General features: G+C 58.7%; 19 protein-coding genes. 6 read left to right on the forward strand and 13 right to left on the reverse strand.

The genetic code is table 11. The annotated features are described in order from the left end of the window. Window positions 1-139 precede the first annotated feature (139 nt). The 3 genes from DLM45_RS01745 to DLM45_RS01755 are packed head-to-tail and all read left to right on the forward strand — an operon-like array spanning window position 140 to window position 2645. Window positions 140-1126, forward strand: coding sequence for an ABC transporter substrate-binding protein (locus DLM45_RS01745; RefSeq protein ID WP_181335280.1), 987 nt, complete (start codon window positions 140-142; stop codon window positions 1124-1126). A 20-nt stretch (window positions 1127-1146) separates the two neighbouring features. Then, window positions 1147-1893: an ABC transporter permease gene (locus tag DLM45_RS01750; RefSeq protein ID WP_181335281.1), complete on the forward strand. Its 747-nt coding sequence runs from the start codon at window positions 1147-1149 to the stop codon at window positions 1891-1893. A 2-nt stretch (window positions 1894-1895) separates the two neighbouring features. Continuing rightward, window positions 1896-2645, forward strand: coding sequence for an ABC transporter ATP-binding protein (locus tag DLM45_RS01755; RefSeq protein ID WP_181335282.1), 750 nt, complete (start codon window positions 1896-1898; stop codon window positions 2643-2645). 101 nt (window positions 2646-2746) lie between these two features. Here the strand turns inward: DLM45_RS01755 and DLM45_RS01760 are convergent, their stop codons facing one another. The 6 genes from DLM45_RS01760 to DLM45_RS01785 form a co-directional block, all read right to left on the reverse strand. Further along, window positions 2747-4648: a propionyl-CoA synthetase gene (locus DLM45_RS01760; RefSeq protein ID WP_181335283.1), complete on the reverse strand. Its 1902-nt coding sequence runs from the start codon at window positions 4646-4648 to the stop codon at window positions 2747-2749. Window positions 4649-4732: 84 nt separating this feature from the next. After that, complete coding sequence (gene fabG / locus DLM45_RS01765; RefSeq protein ID WP_181335284.1) at window positions 4733-5512, reverse strand: 3-oxoacyl-ACP reductase FabG; 780 nt, start codon at window positions 5510-5512, stop codon at window positions 4733-4735. Between the two features lie 15 nt (window positions 5513-5527). Next, entirely contained in the window at window positions 5528-6334 is an 807-nt protein-coding gene (locus tag DLM45_RS01770; protein ID WP_181335285.1) for an ABC transporter permease, read from the reverse strand. Next, entirely contained in the window at window positions 6334-7188 is an 855-nt protein-coding gene (locus DLM45_RS01775; RefSeq protein WP_181335286.1) for an ABC transporter permease subunit, read from the reverse strand. Before DLM45_RS01775 ends, DLM45_RS01770 begins: the two co-directional genes overlap by 1 nt. 1 nt (window position 7189) lies before the next feature. Further along, the gene (locus tag DLM45_RS01780) at window positions 7190-8263 is read right to left on the reverse strand and encodes an ABC transporter ATP-binding protein (RefSeq protein WP_181335287.1); all 1074 of its coding nucleotides are present in this window, start codon (window positions 8261-8263) and stop codon (window positions 7190-7192) included. 80 nt (window positions 8264-8343) lie between these two features. Then, a complete protein-coding gene (locus DLM45_RS01785; protein WP_181335288.1) occupies window positions 8344-9480 on the reverse strand; it encodes an ABC transporter substrate-binding protein in 1137 nt (378 codons plus the stop codon). Between the two features lie 180 nt (window positions 9481-9660). Here DLM45_RS01785 and DLM45_RS01790 point away from each other — a divergent pair, with 180 nt between their 5' ends. Together DLM45_RS01790 and DLM45_RS01795 are read left to right on the forward strand one after the other, a co-directional pair. Next, complete coding sequence (locus tag DLM45_RS01790) at window positions 9661-10677, forward strand: phosphotransferase enzyme family protein (RefSeq protein WP_181335289.1); 1017 nt, start codon at window positions 9661-9663, stop codon at window positions 10675-10677. Further along, window positions 10674-12035: an aspartate aminotransferase family protein gene (locus tag DLM45_RS01795; RefSeq protein WP_181335290.1), complete on the forward strand. Its 1362-nt coding sequence runs from the start codon at window positions 10674-10676 to the stop codon at window positions 12033-12035. Before DLM45_RS01790 ends, DLM45_RS01795 begins: the two co-directional genes overlap by 4 nt. A 23-nt stretch (window positions 12036-12058) precedes the next feature. Here DLM45_RS01795 and DLM45_RS01800 read toward each other — a convergent pair whose 3' ends face one another. From DLM45_RS01800 to DLM45_RS01830, 7 genes are all read right to left on the reverse strand, one after another. Then, complete coding sequence (locus tag DLM45_RS01800; protein WP_343062226.1) at window positions 12059-12859, reverse strand: DeoR/GlpR family DNA-binding transcription regulator; 801 nt, start codon at window positions 12857-12859, stop codon at window positions 12059-12061. Window positions 12860-13002: 143 nt separating this feature from the next. Beyond that, window positions 13003-16119, reverse strand: coding sequence for an efflux RND transporter permease subunit (locus tag DLM45_RS01805; RefSeq protein ID WP_181335292.1), 3117 nt, complete (start codon window positions 16117-16119; stop codon window positions 13003-13005). Between the two features lie 8 nt (window positions 16120-16127). Next, entirely contained in the window at window positions 16128-17972 is a 1845-nt protein-coding gene (locus DLM45_RS01810; RefSeq protein ID WP_181335293.1) for an HlyD family efflux transporter periplasmic adaptor subunit, read from the reverse strand. A 116-nt stretch (window positions 17973-18088) separates the two neighbouring features. Next, window positions 18089-18490: a hypothetical protein gene (locus DLM45_RS01815; protein WP_181335294.1), complete on the reverse strand. Its 402-nt coding sequence runs from the start codon at window positions 18488-18490 to the stop codon at window positions 18089-18091. Window positions 18491-18548: 58 nt separating this feature from the next. Next, window positions 18549-18845 carry a MoaD/ThiS family protein gene (locus tag DLM45_RS01820; protein WP_181335295.1) on the reverse strand — a complete coding sequence of 99 codons (297 nt, stop codon included), beginning with the start codon at window positions 18843-18845 and terminating at the stop codon, window positions 18549-18551. Next, window positions 18842-19957 carry a WD40/YVTN/BNR-like repeat-containing protein gene (locus DLM45_RS01825; RefSeq protein WP_181335296.1) on the reverse strand — a complete coding sequence of 372 codons (1116 nt, stop codon included), beginning with the start codon at window positions 19955-19957 and terminating at the stop codon, window positions 18842-18844. Before DLM45_RS01825 ends, DLM45_RS01820 begins: the two co-directional genes overlap by 4 nt. Before the next feature lie 237 nt (window positions 19958-20194). Beyond that, on the reverse strand, window positions 20195-22111 hold the full coding sequence (locus DLM45_RS01830) for an alpha/beta hydrolase (RefSeq protein WP_181335297.1): 1917 nt from the start codon (window positions 22109-22111) through the stop codon (window positions 20195-20197). Between the two features lie 404 nt (window positions 22112-22515). Here DLM45_RS01830 and DLM45_RS01835 point away from each other — a divergent pair, with 404 nt between their 5' ends. Next, window positions 22516-22944 carry a MarR family winged helix-turn-helix transcriptional regulator gene (locus tag DLM45_RS01835; protein ID WP_181335298.1) on the forward strand — a complete coding sequence of 143 codons (429 nt, stop codon included), beginning with the start codon at window positions 22516-22518 and terminating at the stop codon, window positions 22942-22944. Window positions 22945-23112: the final 168 nt, after the last annotated feature.

The raw sequence follows: 23112 nt of genomic DNA on the forward strand, positions 1-23112 counted from the left end.
AGCCCGGCACAGCTTAGACGTAAATTTCAGCGGACGGTCTGGTCTTTTTTTGATCATATCGATATATCGGAGACGATATATCGCGTTGTAAGCTGCCCTTCCTTGCAACCATCCTATCGGGGCTGCAGGGAGGTTAGAGATGCTGTCACGACGTACAATGCTGATCGGCGGCGGTGCAGGTGCGGCGGTCGCCGGAGTCTCCGTCAATTTTCCTGCATGCGCTGCCGAAGGCGGTGGTCTCGAAATTCTAGCACCGCATAATGCGGCTAGCATTCTCCTGGCTTACCTTGTCGAGAATGGCGACCTTGCGAAGGTTGCGCCGGGAATCACCTTTAGAACTTGGCGCTCGCCGGACGAGTTGCGGGCAGCCGTCGTTTCCGGTCGATCCCGAGTTTTCGCAACGCCGACACACCTGCCCGCGACGCTGTTCAACCGCGGGCTTCCGATGCGCCTCGTCGCTGTGCTTGGCATGGGTCATCTTTCAGTCGTGACCAGCGATGAGTCGATCAAGAAACTTGAGGATCTGAAGGGCAAGCCGGTCCTCATGTTCTTCAAGAACGATATGCCAGACTTGGTGTTTCGAGCCGTCTCCAAGATGGAGGGCATCGATCCCGATCGAGATATGAAGTTGAGCTATGTGCAATCGCCGATGGAAGCGGCGCATATGCTCGCGGCTGGCAAGGCGGAAACCGCAGTTCTTGCCGAACCTCCCGCCACGGGTTCCATTCTTATGGCCGCGAGTAAGGGCCGCAAACTTCGCCGCGCGATCGATTTGCAGGAGATATGGTTCGCTCATCGAAAGCAGCGCGTGCCGATGATCGGGTTAGCTGTCGATGCCAGCCTACGCGAAGAGCACCCGGACCTTATCGCAGCATTGCGGGAGGGCCTTCCGCGCGAGAAAGCGTGGGCATTCAATAACCGAGCCGAGGCCGGTGCGCTTGCTGAGCGTCGGCTCGGAATGCGTCCGGAACCCTTTATCGGAGCGCTAGACCATTCGCGCATTGAGATCGCTTCGGCCGAGAGCATGAAAGCTGATCTGGCAGCATTCTATCAGACCCTCATCGATCTCGATGCGCGCGCGATCGGCGGCAAACTTCCCGGCGACGACTTCTACGCCTCGTTATGATGCACAGCGATTTATCAAAGTTGCTTTGGGCGTCTGTCGGTATTTCGCTGTTCCTAGCGACTTGGCAGATCGTTCACCTCGTCTCTGGCCCATTTGTTCTCCCATCGCTCTACGAGACGTTGTCTGCGTTCATTCGGATTACGCTTACCGGAGACGTGGCACCGGCTGTTATTTCAACCGCCAAGCAGGCGCTGGCGGGATGGATCATCGCTGGCGCCATCGGGTTTGGTCTTGGGCTGCTTTCCGGATTCATCAAGCCGGTCGGCGACGCTCTCTCGCCCTTGGCGACGATGATCCTTGGTACGCCGCCAATCGTTTGGGTGGTGTTGGCGCTGCTCTGGTATGGCCCAGGCAGTATTGAGCCGGCGTTTGCAGCCGTCATGTCGACATTTCCGATCGTCTTTGCCGCCAGCCAACAAGGCGTGAGAAGCCGCGATACGAATCTGGATGAGATGGCTCGCGTTTTCTCTGTGTCCCGAACACTGCACACGACCGACGTTTTACTACCGCAACTCTGGGGATACGCACTGCCAGCTTTGACAACAGCCCTCACCTACTCGTGGAAAGTAGCAATCATGGCTGAAGTGCTGGGCGGCGGGACGGGGATCGGCGGACGCCTGGAGACCGCTCGCGCCAACCTCGATTTGCCCGAGACGATGGCTTGGATCACTGTCATCCTGGTTCTGGTTCTTATCTCCGACGGGCTTTTGCTTCTTCCTCTACGCCGCCGCATCAATGCGCGTTTTGGCCAGACGCGAGGCGGCTGATCATGCTGCGCTTCGATGATGTGAGCCTGGACTTCGGCACAACGCCGGTCATTGATGGCCTCGACCTTACGGTCAACGCTGGCGAGCTTGTGGTCATGCTCGGCCAGTCTGGTTGTGGCAAGACGTCCGCGTTACGGATCGCAGCCGGACTTTTGCAACCGAGGCGCGGGCGCGTTCTGAATACATTTACACGAACCGCCTGCGTCTTTCAGGAGCCGCGACTATTGCCCTGGGCAAGCGCGCTTGAAAACGCATCCTTCGCAATGAAAGCTCTCGGCATGGAGCGCGGCGAAAGGCTTGCGCGCGCAAAAGCGCTTTTGCGTCGCTTCGGGTTGAAAAATTCCGATCTCAATAAACGATCTGGAGAATTGTCCGGGGGCATGGCTCAGCGTGTCGCTACAGCGCGTGCGCTGGCGATCGATCCGCAGCTTATTTTGATGGATGAGCCATTTGGCGCGCTCGATTCCGGTCTCCGGCGCGAGATGCAGGACATGGTTCGCGTCGCAGTACGAGAAAGCGCCATCGCCGTTTTATTTGTTACCCACGACGTGACCGAAGCCGTTCGCCTTGCCGACCGCATCATCGTGATGGCACCAACGCCAACCAAGGTCGTCGCTGATCTTTCGAATAGCCCCCCATCTACGCAAGTCGGCGTTTATGAAGCATCCGCAGAAATACTGCGCCACCCAGCCGTCGTGGCGGCGCTGATGACTTCTGATGCTATCGCAGGCAGCTTTGAAGCACAGTCTTGAAATGGATGGAGACACACGCGCGCCCCACCAATGCGGTGCTTATGTCTTGAGTAGACTAGCGCAATCTCAAAGAAAGTCTGACTTACGTCCGAACCGTGCCGTCACCCCGCTAGAGGTCGTTCGACGAGGACCGCTTCGATCTCGCTGAGGATTGCCGGATCGTCGATGGTTGGCGGCATCTTGTAGTCCGCGCCTTCGACGATCTTTCGGATCGTCCCGCGCAGGATTTTTCCGGAGCGGGTTTTCGGCAATCGCGCGATCGTGCGCACCGATTTGAACGCGGCGACGGGGCCGATGCGCTCGCGCACCAGCGCGACGACCTCGTCTTCGATCTCACTGGCAGCACGGCTGACGCCTGCCTTCAACACAACAAAGCCGACCGGAAGCTCTCCCTTCAGCGCATCGGCGGCTCCGACGACGGCGCACTCGGCGACATCGCGGTGCGATGACAGAACTTCCTCCATTGCGCCGGTGGAAAGACGGTGGCCCGCGACGTTGATGATGTCGTCCGTTCGCCCCATGATGAAGATGTATCCGTCTTCATCGCGATAACCCGCGTCGGACGTTTTGTAGTGACCCGGAAAATCATCCGTATACGTTTTACCGAAGCGATCTTCTGCGCCCCACAGAGTTGGAAAGCATCCCGGCGGCAGCGGCATCTTGATAACGATATTTCCAAGCTGACCTGCTTCGACCTCAGTTCCTGCATCGTCCAGAATGCGAACGTCATAGCCGGGCATTGGAACGGTGGGCGAACCGGGTTTGACCGGCAGCGCACCGAGACCGATAGGGTTGGCAACAATCGGCCAACCCGTTTCCGTCTGCCACCAGTTGTCGATGACTGGGACGTCCAGATAATGTTCCGCCCATGCGATCGTCGCGGGATCGGCGCGTTCGCCTGCAAGGAAAAGCGTTCGCAGGCTGGACATATCGTACTTGCCGATCAACGCGCCGTATGGATCTTCTTTTTTAATCGCGCGGATCGCGGTCGGCGCTGTGAAGAGCGCGGCGACTTTGTATTGGGAAATAACGCGCCAGAAGGCACCGGCGTCGGGCGTGCCGACGGGCTTACCCTCGTAGATGATTGTGGTGTTTCCGTTCAGGAGAGGGCCATAAATGATGTAGGAGTGGCCAACCACCCATCCGACATCGGACGCGGACCAGAACACTTCGCCGGGCTCCACGCCGTAAACATTTCGCATGGACCACGCGAGCGCGACCATGCCACCGGTATCTCGGACCACGCCCTTTGGCTGGCCGGTGCTGCCGGACGTGTAGAGGATATAGAGCGGGTCCGTTGCTTGAACGGGAACGCATGCGGCCTTGCCGCCTGCTTTGCGCGTTTTGTCGACGAGCGTTGCCCAATCGAGATCGCGGCCTTCGTGCAAAGTGGCCGTCTCGACCTCGCGTTGAAGAACGATGCAATACTCCGGTTTGTGTGCAGCCAGTTCGATCGCCGCATCGAGCAATGGCTTGTATTTCACGACGTGCTTGGGCTCGACTCCGCAAGATGCCGAGATCACGACTTTGGGTTTTGCTTCGTTCAAGCGGATGGCAACTTCATTCGCGGCGAACCCGCCGAAAACAACAGAGTGGATTGCACCCAATCGCGCAACCGCGAGCATGGCGATCGCGACTTCCGGCACCATCGGCATGTAGATCAGGACGCGATCGCCTTTAGTGATACCAAGCCCGGCCAGCGCGGCGGCAAAGACTTCGACGTCATCGAGGAGTTGCGCGTAGGTCAACGTGCGGCGGGTGCCGGTGACGGGGCTATCATAAATGATGGCGAGTTGATCGCCACGGCCAGCGCCCACGTGACGGTCGAGGCAATTGTAGGCCGTATTGGTCTCGCCGCCGATGAACCAGCGCCCGTATGGAGCAATCGTGGAGTCGAACGTGCGCTCGGGTTGTTTGAACCAATCGATGCTTTTCGCCTGTTCGGCCCAGAAACCTTCCGGGTCCGCGAGCCAAGCATTGTAGACGTCCCGATATGCGGTCATGGTGTGCATCTCAATTTTCATGCGCGGCAGCAGCGCGGGCACGCGGCATGCGTTTTCCACACGCCGCGTCCAACGTTTCAATGACTAGATGCTGTCGATCGCTTCAGCGGATTCCGGAAGGATCTGCCCGCCGTCAACAACAATGGTCTGGCCGGTGATGTAGGATGCTTCGTCAGACGCCAAGAACAGCGCCGCGTTGCCAATATCCTCCACCCGGCCCAATCGCTTCAGCGGAATAGCGGCCGCCATGCCGTCGAGATAGGCTTGCCCGAGATCCCGCAAGCCTTCGGTGATGATGTTGCCGGGCATGACGGCGTTGATCGTCGTGTTGTAGCGCGCGAGTTCCATTGCAGCAGTTCTCAGGAAACCAAGCTGACCTGCTTTCGACGCACCGTAGTGCGCCCAACCCGGGTAGCCGGTGATTGGACCGGTGATCGATGACGTCACGACCACGCGGCCCTTTCCCGCTTTCTCGAAGGCTGGAATGCAAGCCTTGACGCACAGGAAGGTGCTTTTGAGGTTGGTCGTCATGACGTGGTCCCACTCGTCAGGACTGAGTTCGACCATCTTCTTCTGCGGAAAAATTCCAGCGTTCGAGCAGAGGATATTGACCTGACCGAAGACTTCGATCGTCTTGGCGACGAGACGCTGAACGCTTTCCCAATCGGAAACGTCAGCCGCGTGGGCCACCGCTGTGCCGCCGGATTTACGGATTTGCTCGGCCGTTGCTTCGGCGTCAGCCAATCCGCGCGCCGCAACCAGCACCTTCGCGCCTTGTGCCGCGAACACCTTCGCGATGCCCTTGCCGATACCCTTGGAGCCACCTGTCACGATGACGCTCTGGCCTGCAATCGAGGTCAGCATTGTTTCGTCCCCTTATCAGTTCAGTGTTTTTGGTTTGAAGCGATTTAGGAGATAGGGAATCGCGAATGCAATCGCGACCATGATGATCGAAGCGGCGACCGACAGCATGCCGACGGTTGGCACGAGCGGCGAATAGGCGGACACCATCTTTGCGTAAAGCCATTCGGGAAGCGTCGAGTCGGCGCCGGTGGTGAACAGCGACAACGGGAAATTTCCCCAGCTCAGAAGAAACGCGAAAAGACCGGCCGTTATGACGCCCGGCATCAGCAATGGAATCGTGACTTCGCGAAGAATTTGCCACGTAGAGCAGCCCATATCGCGTGCAGCTTCCTCTAACGCCGGATCGAACCCATATGCGCGAATAGCGACGATTAGCGTTGCGATCGGCGTGATCCACACGAGATGCGCAATGATCGCGGTATGCCAAGTCGGAAGGATGCCGACGGCGTTGAACCACATCAACAGCGCGAGACCGAGAACGGATTGCGGAAAGAAAATCGGAAGCAAAATAAGCTTCTGGTAGAGGCGGCGGTAGCGCCATTGATACCGCGCGAAGGCAAGCGCACCGAAGAAGCCGAGAACCATCGAGATGATGGTGACGATCAGCGCGATCTTCAGAGAAATCCAAAGCAGGTCTGAAACCGTGCCGCTGTGGAGCGCCTGCACGTACCAGTTCGTCGTGTGCTGGCGGATCGGAAACGAAAGATAGCGCGCTTGCGATACCGATGCGAAGCCGATGGCGACCAGCGGCAAATAGAGGAACGCGAGGATCAGCGCGCCGTAAATATAAAGAGCGATGCGCCCGGTCTTGGAGGGTTGCATCAGCGCTTCCTCCCCATGATCGCGTCGAGGTCGATGCGAGAGACGCCGAAGATCGCCAATGCGCCGACGACGGCGATCAGCGTTACGGCCAACGCCGATCCGAGCGGCCAGTTCTGGCCATATGTGAAGGCGCGCTCGATTTCGTCGGCTATCACGATGACTGCGCGCCCGCCGAGAAGTTTCGATTCAGCGATTGCGCCTGCCGTCAGAACGAATGTGATGAGGCAGCCGACGACAATGCCGGGCGCGGAAAGCGGTAAGTCGATTTCGCGGAAAATCTGCCATCGGCTCGCGCCGAGATCGAATGCAGCTTGCCGCGCATCGTCCGGCACCATGGCGATCGCCTGCGCCAGCGGAAACAGCATGAACGGTAAGTAGACATAGACGAGACCGAAAATGATGATCGGCACATTATAGAGCAGACCATCGAACGTCCCGCCGGTCCAGTTTCGCCAATAGCCTTCGATCAATCCGCCCTTCATCAAGGTCAGAACCCAGCCAAACAGACGGATGTTTTCGGACACGAACAGCGTCATCACAACGCCGATGGTAAGCACCAGCGTGAAGCGTCCGAAGACTTTCGCCATGGCGAACGCCAGCGGCCAGCAGATGACGAACAGGATCAGCGTTGCGGCCGTCGCCATCGCGAGGGAGGTAATCAGCGATTGCCAATATCCCTCCTGCACCATGATCGCGTAGGACGAAAAATCGGGGAGGTTTCCAAGAGAAAAGACTTTTTGCGGCATCACCGAGAAGGCGGCGACGACAAACAGAGGCGCAAGGAAGCCGAGCGCCAGGAACAGGCTGACAGGTAGCGCACTCAATAACCCCAAGCGCTGATTGAGCCGCTCCACGTCACGCCTCCGGAATGAGATGCGCGCGATCGAGGTCGAATCCGAACCGCATCCGATCGCCCTCTTTCCAAGAGATCTGGTTCTCGCGCGAGAGTTCGACGGTCAGCTTGTAGCCATCATCAAGCCGGACAAGATATTGCACGCGAGAGCCGAGAAGATATTCGGCTTCGATTTCGCCTGTCGCGGTTACGTCCGCGCGATCTGCCGGACCGAGCACGCGAATGCTTTCCGGTCTCGCCATGAGACGGCCTTTAAAGTTCGGCGGAATTTTCTGAGCTGCGTTAGAGCTCGTATCGATCGTCACATGCTCGAAGGACGCGGCGCTGCCGTTGGCGATGGACCGGAAGAGATTTACCTCACCCATGAATTCAGCGACGAAGGCGCTTGTTGGCCGCGAATAAATTTCTTCAGCGGGGCCGAACTGCTCGAAGCGCCCGGAGCGCATGATGGCGATCCGATCCGACATCACCATCGCTTCTTCGAGGCTGTGCGTGATGTAGATGAAGGTCTTTCCGGTGCGGCGGTGAAGGTCTTTCAGTTCCTTTTCGAGCATTTTGCGCAAGCGGAAATCGAGCGCGGACAACGGCTCATCGAAAAACAAAATCTCGGGATCGAATGCGAGCGCGCGAGCGAGCGCAACGCGCTGACGTTCGCCGCCCGAGCACTGCTGGATGCGCTTGTCGTAGTAATTTGCTGGCAGGCGCACGAGTTCGAGCAGCTCCAGCGCGCGTGCGCGACGGACGGCCGGATCGACGCCTCGGATCTTCAACGGAAACTCGATATTCTGACCGACAGAGCGATGCGGAAACAGAGCCAGCGACTGGAACACCATGCAGGTCGGCCGCTGGTTTGCGGGTACGCCGTCGATGCGCCGGTCACGAAGCCAGATTTCGCCGCTCGTCTGTTCTTCCATGCCGACGAGCAGCCGGATGAGGGTCGTCTTGCCACTGCCGGACGGGCCTACAATGGCCAGGAACTCTCCGTCCGCGACCGTCAGGTTGACGGAGTCGAGGGCAGTGAATTGATCGAATGTCTTTTTCAGATCGACGATGCGGAGGATTGGCTGAGTGGACATAGCTACAGTTCTGCACGGGTCGGTCTGAAAAGAAAGGTCCGCCGTGTTTGGATGGCGGACCTGATGGGCCGGCTCTGCGTTCATCGACGCTTGGCCACGGTATAGATTTTGAGAAGCTCTTCGTAATCGGGGACGATCGAGAAATCGACCGAGCGCGAGAGTTCTTCCGTCAAGCTATCCCACTGGATCGCGTCAAGCTCGACATTGCTCCACATTTTGAACGTATCCGGATTTCCCATCTGGCTAACGGGATTGTACGTGCCTTCCGCGAAGCTCACGGCCTTCGCGATTTCCGGCTTCTGAACAAAATGCAGGAACTCTTCCGCCAGCGGACTGACGTCCGGATTGTTGACGACCGAGGTCAGCTCGATCCAGACGATTCCGCCCTTGCCATCGACTGGGCCGCTGTTCGGCGTAATAGCGCGGATGTTCGTTGCGCCATCGAAGCGCGCCGGGCTTGCGGTGTATGTTCCGCCTGTGAAGTAGGCGTCGATCTCGCCGTTGATAAGGGCGGTGTTCATCGCGACGAGATCGTCGCTCAGCATCTTCGCGCCTTCGAAAACCTTTTTCGTCGTGTCGGTGAACTTCGTGACGCCGTCAGCACCGACGGCCTTGAACGGGTTAATTCCCGCCGTCAAACAGAGATGGATCACGTTCCAATTGTCGTACGTCAGAACGCCGAAGCGGCCTTTCATTGCCGGATCGAGAAAGATCGACCAACCCTGATCCTCGGCAGTTTTGCGGCTGATCTTATCGGTATTTACGACGAAGCTGAATGGGCCATAGCGCTGCGGCATTCCAATAAGCTCGCCACTTTCTGCAAATGCCAGCGGATAGGGTGCCGAGAATTCCGGTGACATCGTTGCGAAATACGGAAGGAAGCGATCTTTCGAAAGCGGCTTGATCAGCTTCTCGGGAAAAAGCTGCTGACGGGCCCATGGCTGATTGACATTGATCAGATCCCAAACCTTCAACTCACCAGCGCGAAGCTTGTTGATCATATCGGGATCGGACGTGCCGCTTTCAGCGCGCGCCGTTACGCCGGGAAAGGCTTTACGGAAAGGGCCAAGCACGTTGTCCGTGTTGTAGCCTTCCCAGCACAGGATATTCATTTCCTTGTCGCGCGCGGCGAAGGCCTGTCTTGCGTGCGTTCCCAATGCAGCGAACGCTGCTGCGCCGGCAGCTGTTTTGGCGAAGTGACGACGTGTCAGTTCCATCGAAGCCTCCCATATCGATCCGGCGCCGAAAACGAGCGCTCATCAATTCAACGCCGAGCTAAGGCCGCATTGAATTCGGTTGATCTACGTTCCACGATATGTGTTGCGAAACGCAAGCAAAATGTTGCAGGTCACAGAATTTTTCTTTATTCCTGCACAGCGTATAGGCAGGACGAACAAATGGCAGGCATGTACGAGAACGAATTTGTTGAAGCGTTGCGCCAAGGATTATCGAATATAATCCACGAGTGGGATCTGTCTTCGCACTGCAGCGTAACCACCCTCAACATTTCCGAGAACGCCACCTTCAAAGCGGTCGATCCCCAGACCGGCAAGCCAGCGATCCTCCGGGTGCATCGTCCCGGCTATCACGACATCGACGAGATCGAGAGCGAACTCGATTGGATTCACGACCTGCGCCGCGAGAACGTTGTCGTAACGCCGAAGCCTTTGCCGCGCGCTGACGCCACTGCGATCGGCAGCATGGTTGCCGCGGGCGATGTTCGCCATGTCGTAGCGTTCGAATTCATGAGCGGAGCCGAGCCTGCTGCTCAAGACGACAAGATTGTCGAAGGGTTCAACGAGCTTGGAAAGATCAGCGCGCGTCTGCACCTGCACGCACGCGCATGGCAACGCCCGGAAAACTTCCGTCGTACAACCTGGAATTTCGAGAGCATGCTCGGAAACGCGCCGCTCTGGGGCGACTGGCGTGATGCGCTCGGTCTCACGGCAGACGGCAAAGCCATTCTCGAACAGACCAGCGCCGTGCTCAAAAAAATGCTCGCCGAATATGGCGAAGGGCCGGAGCGTTTCGGACTGATCCATGCGGATCTTCGACTTGCCAATCTTCTCGTCGACGGCGATCGGCTTGGAGTCATCGATTTTGACGACTGCGGCTTCAGTTGGTTCGTCTACGATTTTGCGTCTGCGATCAGTTTCTTTGAAGACGATCCCATCATTCCCAAGCTGCAAGACGCCTGGGTTGCGGGATACCGGGAAATCGCGCCGCTCTCCGACGAGGACGTCGCGGCGATCCCGATGTTCATCATGCTGCGGCGCATGCTTTTGACCGCATGGGTTGCGAGCCATGCGGAAACGCCGACGGCACAATCGCTTGGTAGCGCGTTCACCGACGGCACCGTGAAACTTGCACAGACCTTCCTCTTACAGCACGCCGGACAAGGCCAGCCGACATGACCAAAAGTAATGCGCGCGCCGCGCGGCAAATTCTGGATATGAACGCTTACGATGCCGGACAGGCGGGAAAGAATGCGAACCCGCTTCTCGCACAGCGTATCGCCAATGTGGGCGCAGCGTCGGTCCTTTTCTATCGCGAGCCTATCGAAGTCGTGTCGGCAAGCGGCTCCTGGATGACCGCGGCGGACGGCACGCGCTATCTCGATTTCTACAACAACGTTCTGTCCGTGGGTCACAGCCACCCACGAGTCGTCGCTGCGGTAACGATCCAGATCTCGCGGCTCAATATCAATTCGCGGTATCTGAACTCCGTCGTTGATCGGTATCTCGATGCGCTGAAAGCGACGCTGCCTGATCCGCTATCCAACATCGTTCTCTCCTGCAGCGGCAGCGAGGCGAATGATCTTGCGATCCGTATCGCTGCTGCGACGAGCGGCGGCACGGGCATCATCGTTAGTGCGAATGCGTATCATGGCAATACGTCGATCATTTCCGATATTTCGCCGTCTGCTCTAAAGCGCGGTTCGCTGCCCGATCACGTGGTGACTGTTGCGGCGCCGAGCAGCGCGGGTGAGCATGCTTCGATCGATGACGCGTTCGCTGCCGAGATCGACCGCGCGATCGCCGAACTCAAGCGGCGCGGACATTCGCTTTCCGCGTTTATCTGCGACTCGATTTTCTCCAGCGACGGCGTTTACGCGGACCCGCCGGGATTTCTGCGCAAGGGCATAGACCTCGTTCGCAAGGCGGGCGGAATTTACATCGCTGACGAAGTGCAACCCGGATTTGCCCGTACGGGCGAAGCCTTCTGGGGCTTTGCGCGCCATGGCGTCATCCCCGATATCGTGACGATGGGAAAACCGATGGGGAACGGGTTTCCGATGTCGGGCCTCGCGACGCGCCCTGCTCTGCTTGAGCGCTTTTGCGCGGATACTGGATACTTCAGTACATTCGGTGGCAATCCGGTTGCTGCGGCCGCAGGCATGGCCGTGCTGAACGTGATCGAAGAAGAAAGACTGCAGGCGAACGCTCTTCGTCAGGGCAACTACATCAAGGAGCGGTTGCGTTCGCTAGCGGAGAAGGACGACCGTATCGCGGACGTGCGCGGTGCTGGACTGTTCCTCGGCATCGAACTCAGTCAGCCGGGCCGCAAGGATGATCCCAACGCCGAGCTTGCTACCGCGGTCATCAATGGCCTCAAGGAGCGTCGCGTTTTGATCGGCGCTGCGGGAACGTACGGAAACACTCTGAAGGTCCGGCCGCCGCTGTCTCTTTCGCAAGAAGAAGCGGACATCTTCGTCGATCGGCTGTCTGAGACGCTGGCAGACCTTCCAGCAAAGGCGGCGGGGAAGAAATAGCGCGAGAAGCGCGAGCGCGCAGTTCAATCCGACTGGGCAATTTTGATTTCGACGTCGGCTGTCTGCATCGCCTTACGCAGCGCCGATTTCGGCGATTGATCGGTCACCAGCTGATCGATCTGGCTCCAGGCGGCGTAGCGCGCGGTAAACATCTGATTGAATTTGGAGGCATCGGCCACGACCATGCTGCGGTTTGCGCGGCCAATCATGCCCGAATAGACGTCGGCCATTTCGATCATTGCATCGCTTGGGCCGTCGGGCGCGATACCGCTGGCGCCGAGAATTGCCCACTCCGCGCTGTACATTTCGAGGAAGCGCAGCGTCTGCGTTCCGTACACGGCCCCCTCGCCTGAATGATAGAATCCCGGTGTCATCAACACCTTGATCGTCGAGTTGGTGGCAAGTGCGCTCGCGATGGCGTGCGCATGGGTGATGACCGTAATGTTCTGCATGCCGGACGCCATGCGGCGCGCAACGTGGAGCGTGGTGGCGCCTGAGCCGAGCATGAAGACGCGCGCATCCCGGCATTCGAAAAACGCCGTGTTTGCGATGCGCGTGCGTTCTTCGATGAGCAGATTGTGCCGCTGCGCGGCTGCGGGTTCAGCGACCAGGCGAAGAATAGCGCCGCCATAAGTCCGGCTGATCAGCCCCCGTTCCGTCAGTTCATCGAGGTCACGCCGGATCGTCTCTGTCGTGACGCGAAGCATTTCAGCAAGCTCGCTCACCCGCAACGCCGGGTGGTCCGCCAGAAGAGAGACGATCTCCTTCTGGCGCACGGTCTTCTTACTTGTATCAGGCCTGACGTTGATATGAATGACCTGCACCCCAGCCGGATGTCTTACGCAGATTGGTGTCGTTGCGCCTTTCGCAAAGCGCAACGACGAGCTCCAAATACACTCCTAGCGCCGACGCCGGTTCTCCGTCCATAGGTGAGCGTCGCTTATATCCGGCGAAGGCTAACTCAACCTCAAAACGCGGTCTGGGCGGGCGACGCGCCGGTTTCCTCGTTCAGTCTTGCAATCTCCTTTTCTCCGAACATCAGGAACAGCACGGGCGTAACAAAGGCGTCGAGCAGGACTGCCGAAATCAACCCTCCGAAAATCGTCACCGCGACCGGGTGGAGGATTTCCTTGCCCGCTTCGTGCGCGCCTATCAGCAGCGGTATGAGCGCCATTCCTGCGGCAAGGGCCGTCATCAATACTGGCGTCAATCGTTCCAGGGTGCCGCGCACAACCATCTCGCGGCCAAACGGCTGGCCCTCCAACCTCACGAGATTTATGTAGTGGCTGATCTTGAGGATACCGTTGCGTGTGGCAATGCCCGCGAGCGTAATGAAGCCAATGGCGCTCGCAACGGAGAACGGTTCATTTGCGATCCAGAGCGCGGCGACAGCGCCGATGAATGCCAACGGCACGTTTGCCATGACAATCAAAGCCAGTACCGCCGAGCGGTAGCGGGAATACAGCAGCAGAAAGATCATCGCGAACGACGCTGCCGATAGCAGACCGATCAAGCGCGATGCCTCCTCCTGCGCCTGGAACTGCCCTTCGACGCGCGCAAAATAATCTTGCGGGAAGTCGAAGGTAGAAACGGCTTCGCGAATTTCTTCAACGATCTGGGCCATGTCTGAGCCGTTGGTGTTGGCAAAGACCGCAATGCGGCGTCGACCGTTTTCGCGCTGGATCTGGTTGGGACCATCCGTTTCAACGATATCTGCAACGGCGCCAAGCGGAACACGCCCGGCTGGGCTTTCTATCGGCATATCGGCCAACGCAACGGTATTGCGATTGGCATCGCTTATGCGAACGACGACGTCGAAGCGTTTCGACTGATCGACGATTTGCGACACGACCTGACCGTTCGAAAGCGTTGCCAGCGCTTCGGTGATCTTGCTCGGGTTCAGGCCATAAAGCGCCGCCTTGTCATAGTCGACGCGAACCTGGAGCTGCGGAATGCGCACTTGCTTCTCAGTCTGCAAATCGACGACGCCTGGAATGGAGGCGAGCCGCGATTGAAGCCCCGCCGCGAGACGGCGCAGCGTGTCGTAATCCTCGCCGTAGATCTTCACCGCGATCTGCGCTTTCACGCCCGACAGCATGTGATCGATGCGGTGGGCAATAGGCTGACCGACCGTAACACTCGCCGGAAGCGCGGAGAGGCGCGTGCGAATATCGGAGAGAACATCCTCACGGCTGCGCTCGGATGTTTTCAAATCGACATCGAGTTCGCTGACGTGGACGCCCTCCGCATGCTCGTCGAGTTCGGCGCGCCCTGTGCGGCGGCCGACGGAGTGAACTTCGGGCACCGACGCCACGAGATTCTCGGCGATGCGGCCCACACGGTCAGACTCGGCAAGGGAAATACCGGGCTGCAGAGTCAGGCTGATAAGCGCCGTTCCTTCGTTGAAGGGCGGCAAGAATGCTCGCGGCAGCATGATGCCGGCAACGATTGCCATGGCGACCGCAACGATCGGCACTCCTATGACGAAAGCCGGACGTGCGAAACACCATTTGAGGCCAGCCTCCTGGGCACGTTTAAGAACGCGCACCAGCGCGGTGTCATGCTCCGTGAGCGATTTCATACGCGGCAGAAGCCAATATGAAAGTACGGGCGTGACGGTCAGCGATACGACGAGGCTCGCGATAATCGAGACAATGAAGGCAATCCCGAGCGGCGCGAACAGCCGCCCTTCTATTCCCGACAGCGCGAACACCGGCAGAAACACGAGCACGATAATCATCGTCGCGTACAAGATGCCGGAACGCACTTCCATTGAAGCCGACGCGACGACCTCTTCTAGCGAGCGTTTGTCATTTGCGCCCGCTTTCCGGTGGAGACCGAGACGCCGATAAATATTCTCCACGTCAACAACCGCGTCATCGACCAATGCGCCGATGGCGATCGCCAATCCGCCCAACGTCATCGTGTTGATCGAAAGGCCCATGAGGCTAAACACGACAAACGTCGTCAACACCGAGAGTGGAATCGCCATCAGCGATATGAATGTCGTCTGCCAGTTGAGCAGGAAGATGAACAGAACGATCGCGACGCAGACGAGTGCTTCGACGAGCACGCGCTTGACGTTCGCAATCGACGTTTCGATGAAGGTCGCCTGCCGGAACTGTACAGTTGTAGCCGTCACGCCTTCCGGCATGATGCCCTGAAGCTCCGGCAGCATCGTTTCGATCCGCTTCGTGATCGCGACGGTGTCGGCGCCTGGCTGCTTCTGCACAGCGAGGATGACGGCCGGCTTGCCGCCGAGTCCTGCATCACCACGCTTCGTGCGTGCCGCAAAATCTACGTCCGCCACCTGATCGAGCGTGATCGGCTGACCGTCATGGTAAGCCACGACGAGTTTCTGAAGATCCTGGATCTTTGTCGTGCGGCCGATGTTGCGAATGAGATATTCGCGCGACGAGAGGTCGACGAATCCGCCACCGGTGTTGACGCCGAACTGGCGCAACGCCGATTGCACCGTCTCGAACGCGACATCCATCGTCGCCATTCGGCGCGGGTCGGGCACGACGCGGTACTGGCGCACCTCGCCGCCGATCGGGATGACCTGCGAGACGCCCGGCACCGTCAGAAGCTGCGGCCGCATCGTGAAATCCGCTAACTCCCGCAGCGTCATCGGATTGACGCTCGTTCCCGACATAGCGATCAACATGATCTCGCCCATCACCGACGAGATCGGGCCCATCTGCGCGGATACGTTGGAGGGAAGCTGCTCGCGAACGAGGCGAAGCCGTTCCGAAACTTCCTGGCGCGCGCGATAGATTTCAACCGACCAATCGAATTCGACATAGACGATTGAAAGACCGACGCCGGAGACCGAGCGAACGCGTGTTACGCCCGCCATGCCGTTCATGGCGGTTTCAATCGGATAGGTGACGAGTTGCTCCACCTCTTCGGGAGCAAAGCCCTCGATCTCCGATATCAGCGTAACTGTCGGGCGGTTGAGATCGGGGAATACGTCAACGCTGAGCTGACGGAGACTGTAGAGCCCGTAAGTCGCGATCGCCAACGCGCCGACGAGAATGAACAGGCGATGACGGAGACTGGCGCGAATGATTGCATCAAACATGATCTGCCTCACCGCACCTGATTGATGAATTCGGCGCCTTGGACGGCGACACGATCGCCATCTTCGAGACCGGCGACGACAAGGACGCGCGTTCCGTCCAGCGGAAGTGTGCGAACCGGGACGGGCCGGAAGACCTCGGCTCCCGTCTTGACCCAGACCTGCAATAATCCGCTGGTTCCGCGCACGACCGCGTCGGACGGAACGACAACGCCCTCCACGGCCTCGCCCTGTTCGACAAAGACTTTGACGGCGGAACCGATGATCAGGCCTTCGTGGATTTCATCGACCTTGAACTGCAACGACAATGATTGCTGACGCAGCGACGGTGCACGCCCAATGTAGGACAGCTTGATCGTGTGGCCATCCGGATCGACGGCGTGCGCGTTCGATATTTCGGGCGACGGGTGCGCCGAGACGCCGATCGCTTCGATCCATAGTTTGTTGGGATCGACGATTTCGAAGAGCGTATCGCGCGTGGTCACGACCTGTCCGGCGCGCACGTTGGCGACGGAGATGACGCCATCAACGGGCGCTTTCAGCTCAATGCGCTCAGCATCCTTTGGCGCGAGAACGCGCTGCTGTTCACGCAAGGCTTCGAGTTCGGCACGCGTGTCGTCGATGTCCTTCTGCGGAACGACACCGGAGATACGCGTTAAGCGCGCAAGCTTCTGTTCCGCGATGCGCAGCTTGCCGACAACTTCTGCCGTCAATTGCTGCATAGTTCCGAGATCGGCAATGGGAATATTCGGATAGAGCAGCGCGAGAACATCGCCGGCTTTGACGTGTTCGCCGATGTGTGAAATGCCGCGTTGGGTGAGTTCGATGCGGCCGTCCATCGGTGCCTGTACCTGACCGAATGACGACGGATCGGGCACCACCTTGCCGATCAGTTCACGGGTCTCTCGCGCCTTTTCGATGACTGCAACGCGCGTGCGAATGTTTAGCAGACGCTGCGAGGGCTTCGGCATGAAGACGTCGCCATCCGAAAGTGCGTGAGGCCCCACGCCGAGAAGCGGCGGCATTTTCGTCGTGCTTGACTCGTCATGGTGATGATCGTGGCTGTGGCTGGTGCCCTCGCCGTGGTTGTGATCATCGTGGCTGTGGCCGTCACCTTCAGTGTGTTTGTGGTCGTCGTGGCTGTGGGTGGCGCCTTCGGTGTGCTTGTGATCGTCGTGATTGTGGCCGTCGCCCTCAGTGTGTTTGTGATCATCGTGGCTGTGGGTGGCGCCGCCCTCGGTGTGTTTGTGACCATCGTTGGGTTCTGCTTTGGCGGGCGTGTTATTCGCAGCCAGGATGCAGAAGCCAATCAGGAGCGCCAGTCGCGCCGGGCGAAATGCGAAGGCGACGACAAATCCGATGACTGCAGCAAATCCCAGCGCTAACCAGGCAATCGGGCTTTCGAACAGATCACTGAGCGCATGCGCGTGCCCGGCGTCCGCATCTTCGGCTGGTGCCGGAATTTCGAGCTTACCGTCGAGGGAAACCGTCTTCCCGTCGTGTGTAATCGTAAATTTGACCGCCTTGGTGCCGGGTGCTTCGGCCCAATGCGCTTCGGCCATATAGGTGCCTTGGCCCGCGGGCCGAGCCGCTGCGGTTTCGCCTCCGTCTGCGACGACGCTGATCGTCGCGCCGTCGATAGGCTCGTTGGTGTCCGATTTGTCGAGATAGATCGTTAAATCGTGGCCCGCGGAAACAGCTACAAGCTCCAGACCGTCTCCGGTCACTTCCATACGCGGAAGCTGCACGGCTGCTGGCGCGTTCGCTTTCTGATCTTCGTGGTCGTGACCCTCGTGCGCGGCGAGCGGCGCAGCGAAGGCAAACAGGCAAAGTACAATCGTGAGAAGTCGTGGCATGGCGTGCCGTCCTGATATTCGAAGCATCGGGGTGGACCGGCGAGTCGCGACGCATATGCGCCGCCGAGACCGTTGAAGGTCCGACGATGACTGCACGCCACGTGGCGTGCATCAAATCAGGCGATGGTTTTTGGAGGCCGCAGCAGAGGCTGGGTTAGTTCGCCATAGGGCAGCGCAGCGGCGCGTTTGCTCGGCGTAGACGTGAGCACCGGTGTTTGGGGACCCGAATTGAACGCCGTTAGAATAGCGACTGAAGCGCAGCAATGAGCATGGGCTTGGCAGCATCCGAAATCGATGCCGTTGTGCTGGTCGCCATGCTGGTCGAGCGCGTCCTGTGCAGCAGCCACCCACGCCGACGCGGTGACAACTTCCTGCCGGTGCGTGTTTTGCTCGCTCGTCTGCTGGATGTCGTGAGCGTGCGAGTGAACGGCCGCATGCAATATGGGCAGCCCGGCGCCGCCGAACAGCGGCACCAGGAACAGTACGGCAATCAAAACCTGTTGGACTGTTCTCTTCACGTGCAGAGCCAAACAACCTTCAGTCTGAATCGTCAAGAGGCACGGACACATTCCTGCCTTAACCTCCCGCCAGAGCGCCGACGATCAGGAACGGCTGCGCGCCGGTTGCCACAGCATCGGGCAGCGGCCCGTCGGCGGGGGTGTGCGAGAAATCCTGTTGGCAGGCGAAGAACCTTAAGAACGCGCGGCGCCGCTTCGTCTCATGGTCGCGGATGGCGCCGCGTAGCATCGGATAGGCCTGTTCCAGTGCGTCGAGAACGGAAGACGGCGTCACCGGCCCGTCAATAACGAGTGTCACCTCGCCGTTGACGTTGGCGTGCATCTTGAGGTGGGCCGGCAGAACGACGCGGATCATGGCAGGGTTTGAACCTCGACGGAGAGGACGGGTGGCAGATCGCGCACGATTGCCGACCACGTGTCGCCGGAATCGGCGGACGCATAAACCTGTCCGCCGGTCGTTCCGAAATAGACGCCGCACGAGTCCATCTTGTCGACGGCCATCGCGTCTCGCAAAACGTTCACATAGCAGTTCGATTGCGGAAGCCCGTTCGTGAGCGCTTCCCACTCGTGACCACCCGAGCGGCTGCGCCAGACGCGCAGCTGACCGTCCGGCGGGAAGTGTTCGGAATCGCTTTTGATCGGGACGACGTAGATCGTTTCGGGTTCGTGGGCGTGGACGTCAATTGCGAAGCCGAAATCCGTCGGCAGATTGCCGCTCACCTCGTGCCAAGTGTCGCCAGAGTCGTCGGAGCGCATCACGTCCCAATGCTTTTGCATGAAGAGGACGTTCGGTCGCGACGCGTGCATGGCGAGGCGATGAACGCAGTGGCCGACTTCTGCTTTGGGATCGGGGATGTACTCGGAATGGAGGCCCTTGTTTATGGGACGCCACGTTTTGCCTGCATCGTCCGTTCGGAACGCGCCTGCTGCCGAAATGGCAACGAACATTCGCTTATCGTCGCTCGGGTCGAGAAGAATGGTGTGCAAGCACATGCCGCCGGCGCCTGGCATCCAATGGTCTCCCGAACCATGCCCGCGCAAACCTTCCAGCTCCTCCCAGGATCGGCCGCCGTCACGAGACTGAAACAGAGCGGCGTCTTCGACGCCTGCATAGACGGTGTCAGGATCTTTCGCTGACGGTTCGAGATGCCAGACGCGCTTGAACTCCCAGGGGTGAGGCGTTCCATCGTACCATTGATGTGTGCCTGGGACGCCTTTGTAGGCGAAGCTGTTGTCGACAGCCTCCCAAGTTTTTCCGCCATCGTTCGAGCGTTGGATCTGCTGTCCGAACCAGCTGCTCGATTGCGAGGCATAGATGCGATCGGGATCGGCGGGAGAGCCGTGCAGATGATACATTTCCCAGCCCGCAAAGAACGGACCGTCCACACTCCACGATCTGCGATTTCCGTCGGACCGCAGAATGAAGGCGCCTTTGCGCGTTCCGACCAGCACACGTACGCTGCCCATGCTGTCTCTCCCTGGCGATTGCTTCCATTACAGAACCAGGACGAACGGGCGCGCTCGTTCCCGACATGATCGAGAGAAATAATTTGCCGGATTGAAAGGCGTAAGCAAGGCTCATCGAACGCGAGATGTAAGATACCGGGCAAGCTTATGCCACTTGCCTGCTTTGTATTGCTGTTCAATGGGTTATCGAGCAGCGGCCAGACTGTAACCGTGCCCGCCGCTTTGGCTCAGTACGCTCTAGGGTTCCGCCTTCACCGTCGAGCCGACGACAGCCGCAACGGCCTTGGCGTCCTGTGCGTCCAACGGCTGATCGGCTGGTTCCTCGGTCGTTTTCGGTGAACTCTCAATCTCGTCGAGCCATCGCGCGGAGCGTGCGAAATCTCGATCCTTGCGGAATGCGTCGCTGGGGTTGAACCCGTCCAGGCGGGTGATTGCCTGGGCTACCAGTTTGCGAAATTCTGGCACGTCAAAGTACGACGCGTGGACCAGTTCTTTCCAGGTGAAATAGGTGCTTATGGCTGAGTCCGCCGAATGGCGCGGATCGGCGAAGGTGATCTGGCCGATGGCACGGCGGAATTTCGCAATCGAAAGGCTCGCCGCCTGATTGCTGTAGTTCGATACGAGTCCGGCGATCGGTTCCGGAAGGCGTATCGGCGAAGCGTCGAGCCAGACTGGCCGGTCCGTCGCTCCGAGAGCGACCTCTCCTTCCGTGTCGTTGCCGAAGGCCGCGCGTTTCACTTCCGAATTGGTGATGCGATTGAGAAGATCGCTCACCACGCGGCTGACGATTGTTGCAATCACTTTGATGACCAGCATCAAGACCAGCGCGAATGCTCCGAGGATGACCGGCACCATGACCGCGGGAACAACGAGCGACCAGAACCAGCGCCGGCGCCGGTCTTCCACGTCAGCCGCGCCCAGCGCCCATGACAATTCATCCGTCACGACATGCAGCAACAGTCCGCTGTTGATGGCAAGGTCGCGGCCGCCTCCACATAACTTGTTGTCGGGGCACGGCTGGCCATTTCTCTGAAAGAAGCGTTGCTTGAAGCGAATGCCGCGTTCGATCGAGTCGATGTTAGGAAATTTTGCTTCGAGTAGATGCCGCCTCTCGCGATACGTGCGCCATATTTCTCGACGGTCTACGTTCGGCCCGAACCTCGCTGGGTTGGCTTCCGCTGCGTCGGTCAGATCTTCCTTCTTGCGTGTCAGCGCCAGTTCCTCGCGTAACGCTTTCAGCGCCGCCTCTGCTTCCGGAGTGGCACGCGAGTCGTAGATTTCGGTTTTTAGCCAATCGGCAAGAGCGACCATCGTTGGCGGCGAAAACAACACCGCAAAGTAGATGATCGGCAGCGTCACGACTGACAAAAGCGTGATTGCGGAGACGGCGAACGTCCGATCGAAAAAGGCCAGCTTGGCATCGGGGAGAAGCGATAGCCCCTGGATCGCCTCATCATCAGGATGCGCGAGAGAGAGCCAGCGCGGACCAAAGTTTTCTTTCGTCCGTTTTCGCACGCGCGGATTGTGAGCGAGCATCGAGCGGCGCTCAAGATAGCGTAGCGCGATATAGAAGATGATCGCCGGGAGGCTCATCATCACCGCGGTGACGACGCGGATGCGTGGGAACAGTCCGCCGAACAGCATTTTGTCGCCGCTCGTCATGATCGCGAACATGTAGACCAGGAACATGAGCAGGAGCATCATCGAGGCGACGAAGATCACCTTGCGCATCAGGTTCAAACGGGTGAGCAGAAAGAGCTCTTTGCGCAGGCCAAGGAATGGCGTGCCTATCGTGATCCAGCGCTTTAGGTTCGGCAGACCTTTTTTGCGCGAAGCGGCGCTCAGCAGTGCACTCGATATGACCGACCCGCCGTGACTGTGTCCGACGACGCAGTACGGTTCGCTTTTTGTTTCGAGATCGCGCATGACACGAACGAGCTTTTCACCCGCCTCGCGCCGATCGACCTCGCTGTTATTGCCGCTCCACACGAAAGGAACGATGTTGAGCTGGCCGTCTCTTGACTCGACAAGCTTGCGAATGTGCGTGTCGAACGTGCTTCCGGTCTCCCACCATTGAAGCTCGGTTTCGCCCCCTTCGGCTTCAACGGCCGTGGGGCGCGCAAACGTGCCGTGTACGATGATGATCGTCGCCATTTACGCAGCCCCGTACGTCCAGCCTACCTCAACCCAAACACGCGCCAATCCGAGCGTCGCCGTTCGTTGCAGTCTCTTGGACTTATGATGGCTTAAGTTGGAAGGCGTAGCACCCCAGGTGCGCCGGAAAAGAAAGCAAAAGTAACAATCTGTGGCAGTAAATCCGCTATTTGCCGTCCGACACAATCCAAGTTCGAGACGTGTCAAATAGTCTTAGCCCATGTGGCCAGTTTACAATTTTGTAATAGCGGTTAAGCGCGCATCGGGTTTATCGGTCTGTTTTAAAGCATCTCCCTGCCATCCTATTTTCACAGCCCAGCCAAGCGAGAAATTGGAATGGAACTCTTGTTCTGTGCGGAGTGTTTGCATGCTGAGTAACACTGGATCACCAACGGGAGACTAGAATGCGCCACGATGCTCAACGTTCGATCATCCATCTTCTGCGACGCGTCGATCAGTGTGCCGCCCAACTCTATTCCACAGAAGCGTCCGACTCGGATTTGACGCTGAGGCAGCTTGCAATTCTGACCGCAATTTCTCAGGAACCTGATCTCAGCCAGACCGACCTCGTCGTAAAAACGGGTATCGATCGTTCGACGGTCGCGGGGATTGTCAGCCGCCTTATCGGCAAGGGCTTGCTGGAACGCCGTCGCTCTCCCGAAGATGGCCGGGCCTATTGCGTGCGCCTTTCCAAGCGCGGAGTCAAAGCAATAGCCGGAGCGGACCGGATTTACACTCGGATAGAGAAGAAGCTGCTGTCCGGACTTCCCTCGGGCGAAGCCAATCAATTCGTTTCGTCGCTCAAATCCATTCTCAGCGCACAGACAAACTAAAGTTTGCCTTTCTGCGCCCGCATAAATGCTGATCTGATCTTCATACTTAGCATTGGACGCTTTCAGGCGTCGCTCTATCATTTCGCAGTTTGGCGGAGTGAAACCTTTTGACGTTCATCGGCAGATGCGGCGGGCCAGCGCTTTCTGACGGCTCAGATTCGAAGCTGA

The sequence above is a fragment of the Hyphomicrobium methylovorum genome (assembly GCF_013626205.1).
Classification (GTDB): Bacteria; Pseudomonadota; Alphaproteobacteria; order Rhizobiales; family Hyphomicrobiaceae; genus Hyphomicrobium_B; species Hyphomicrobium_B methylovorum.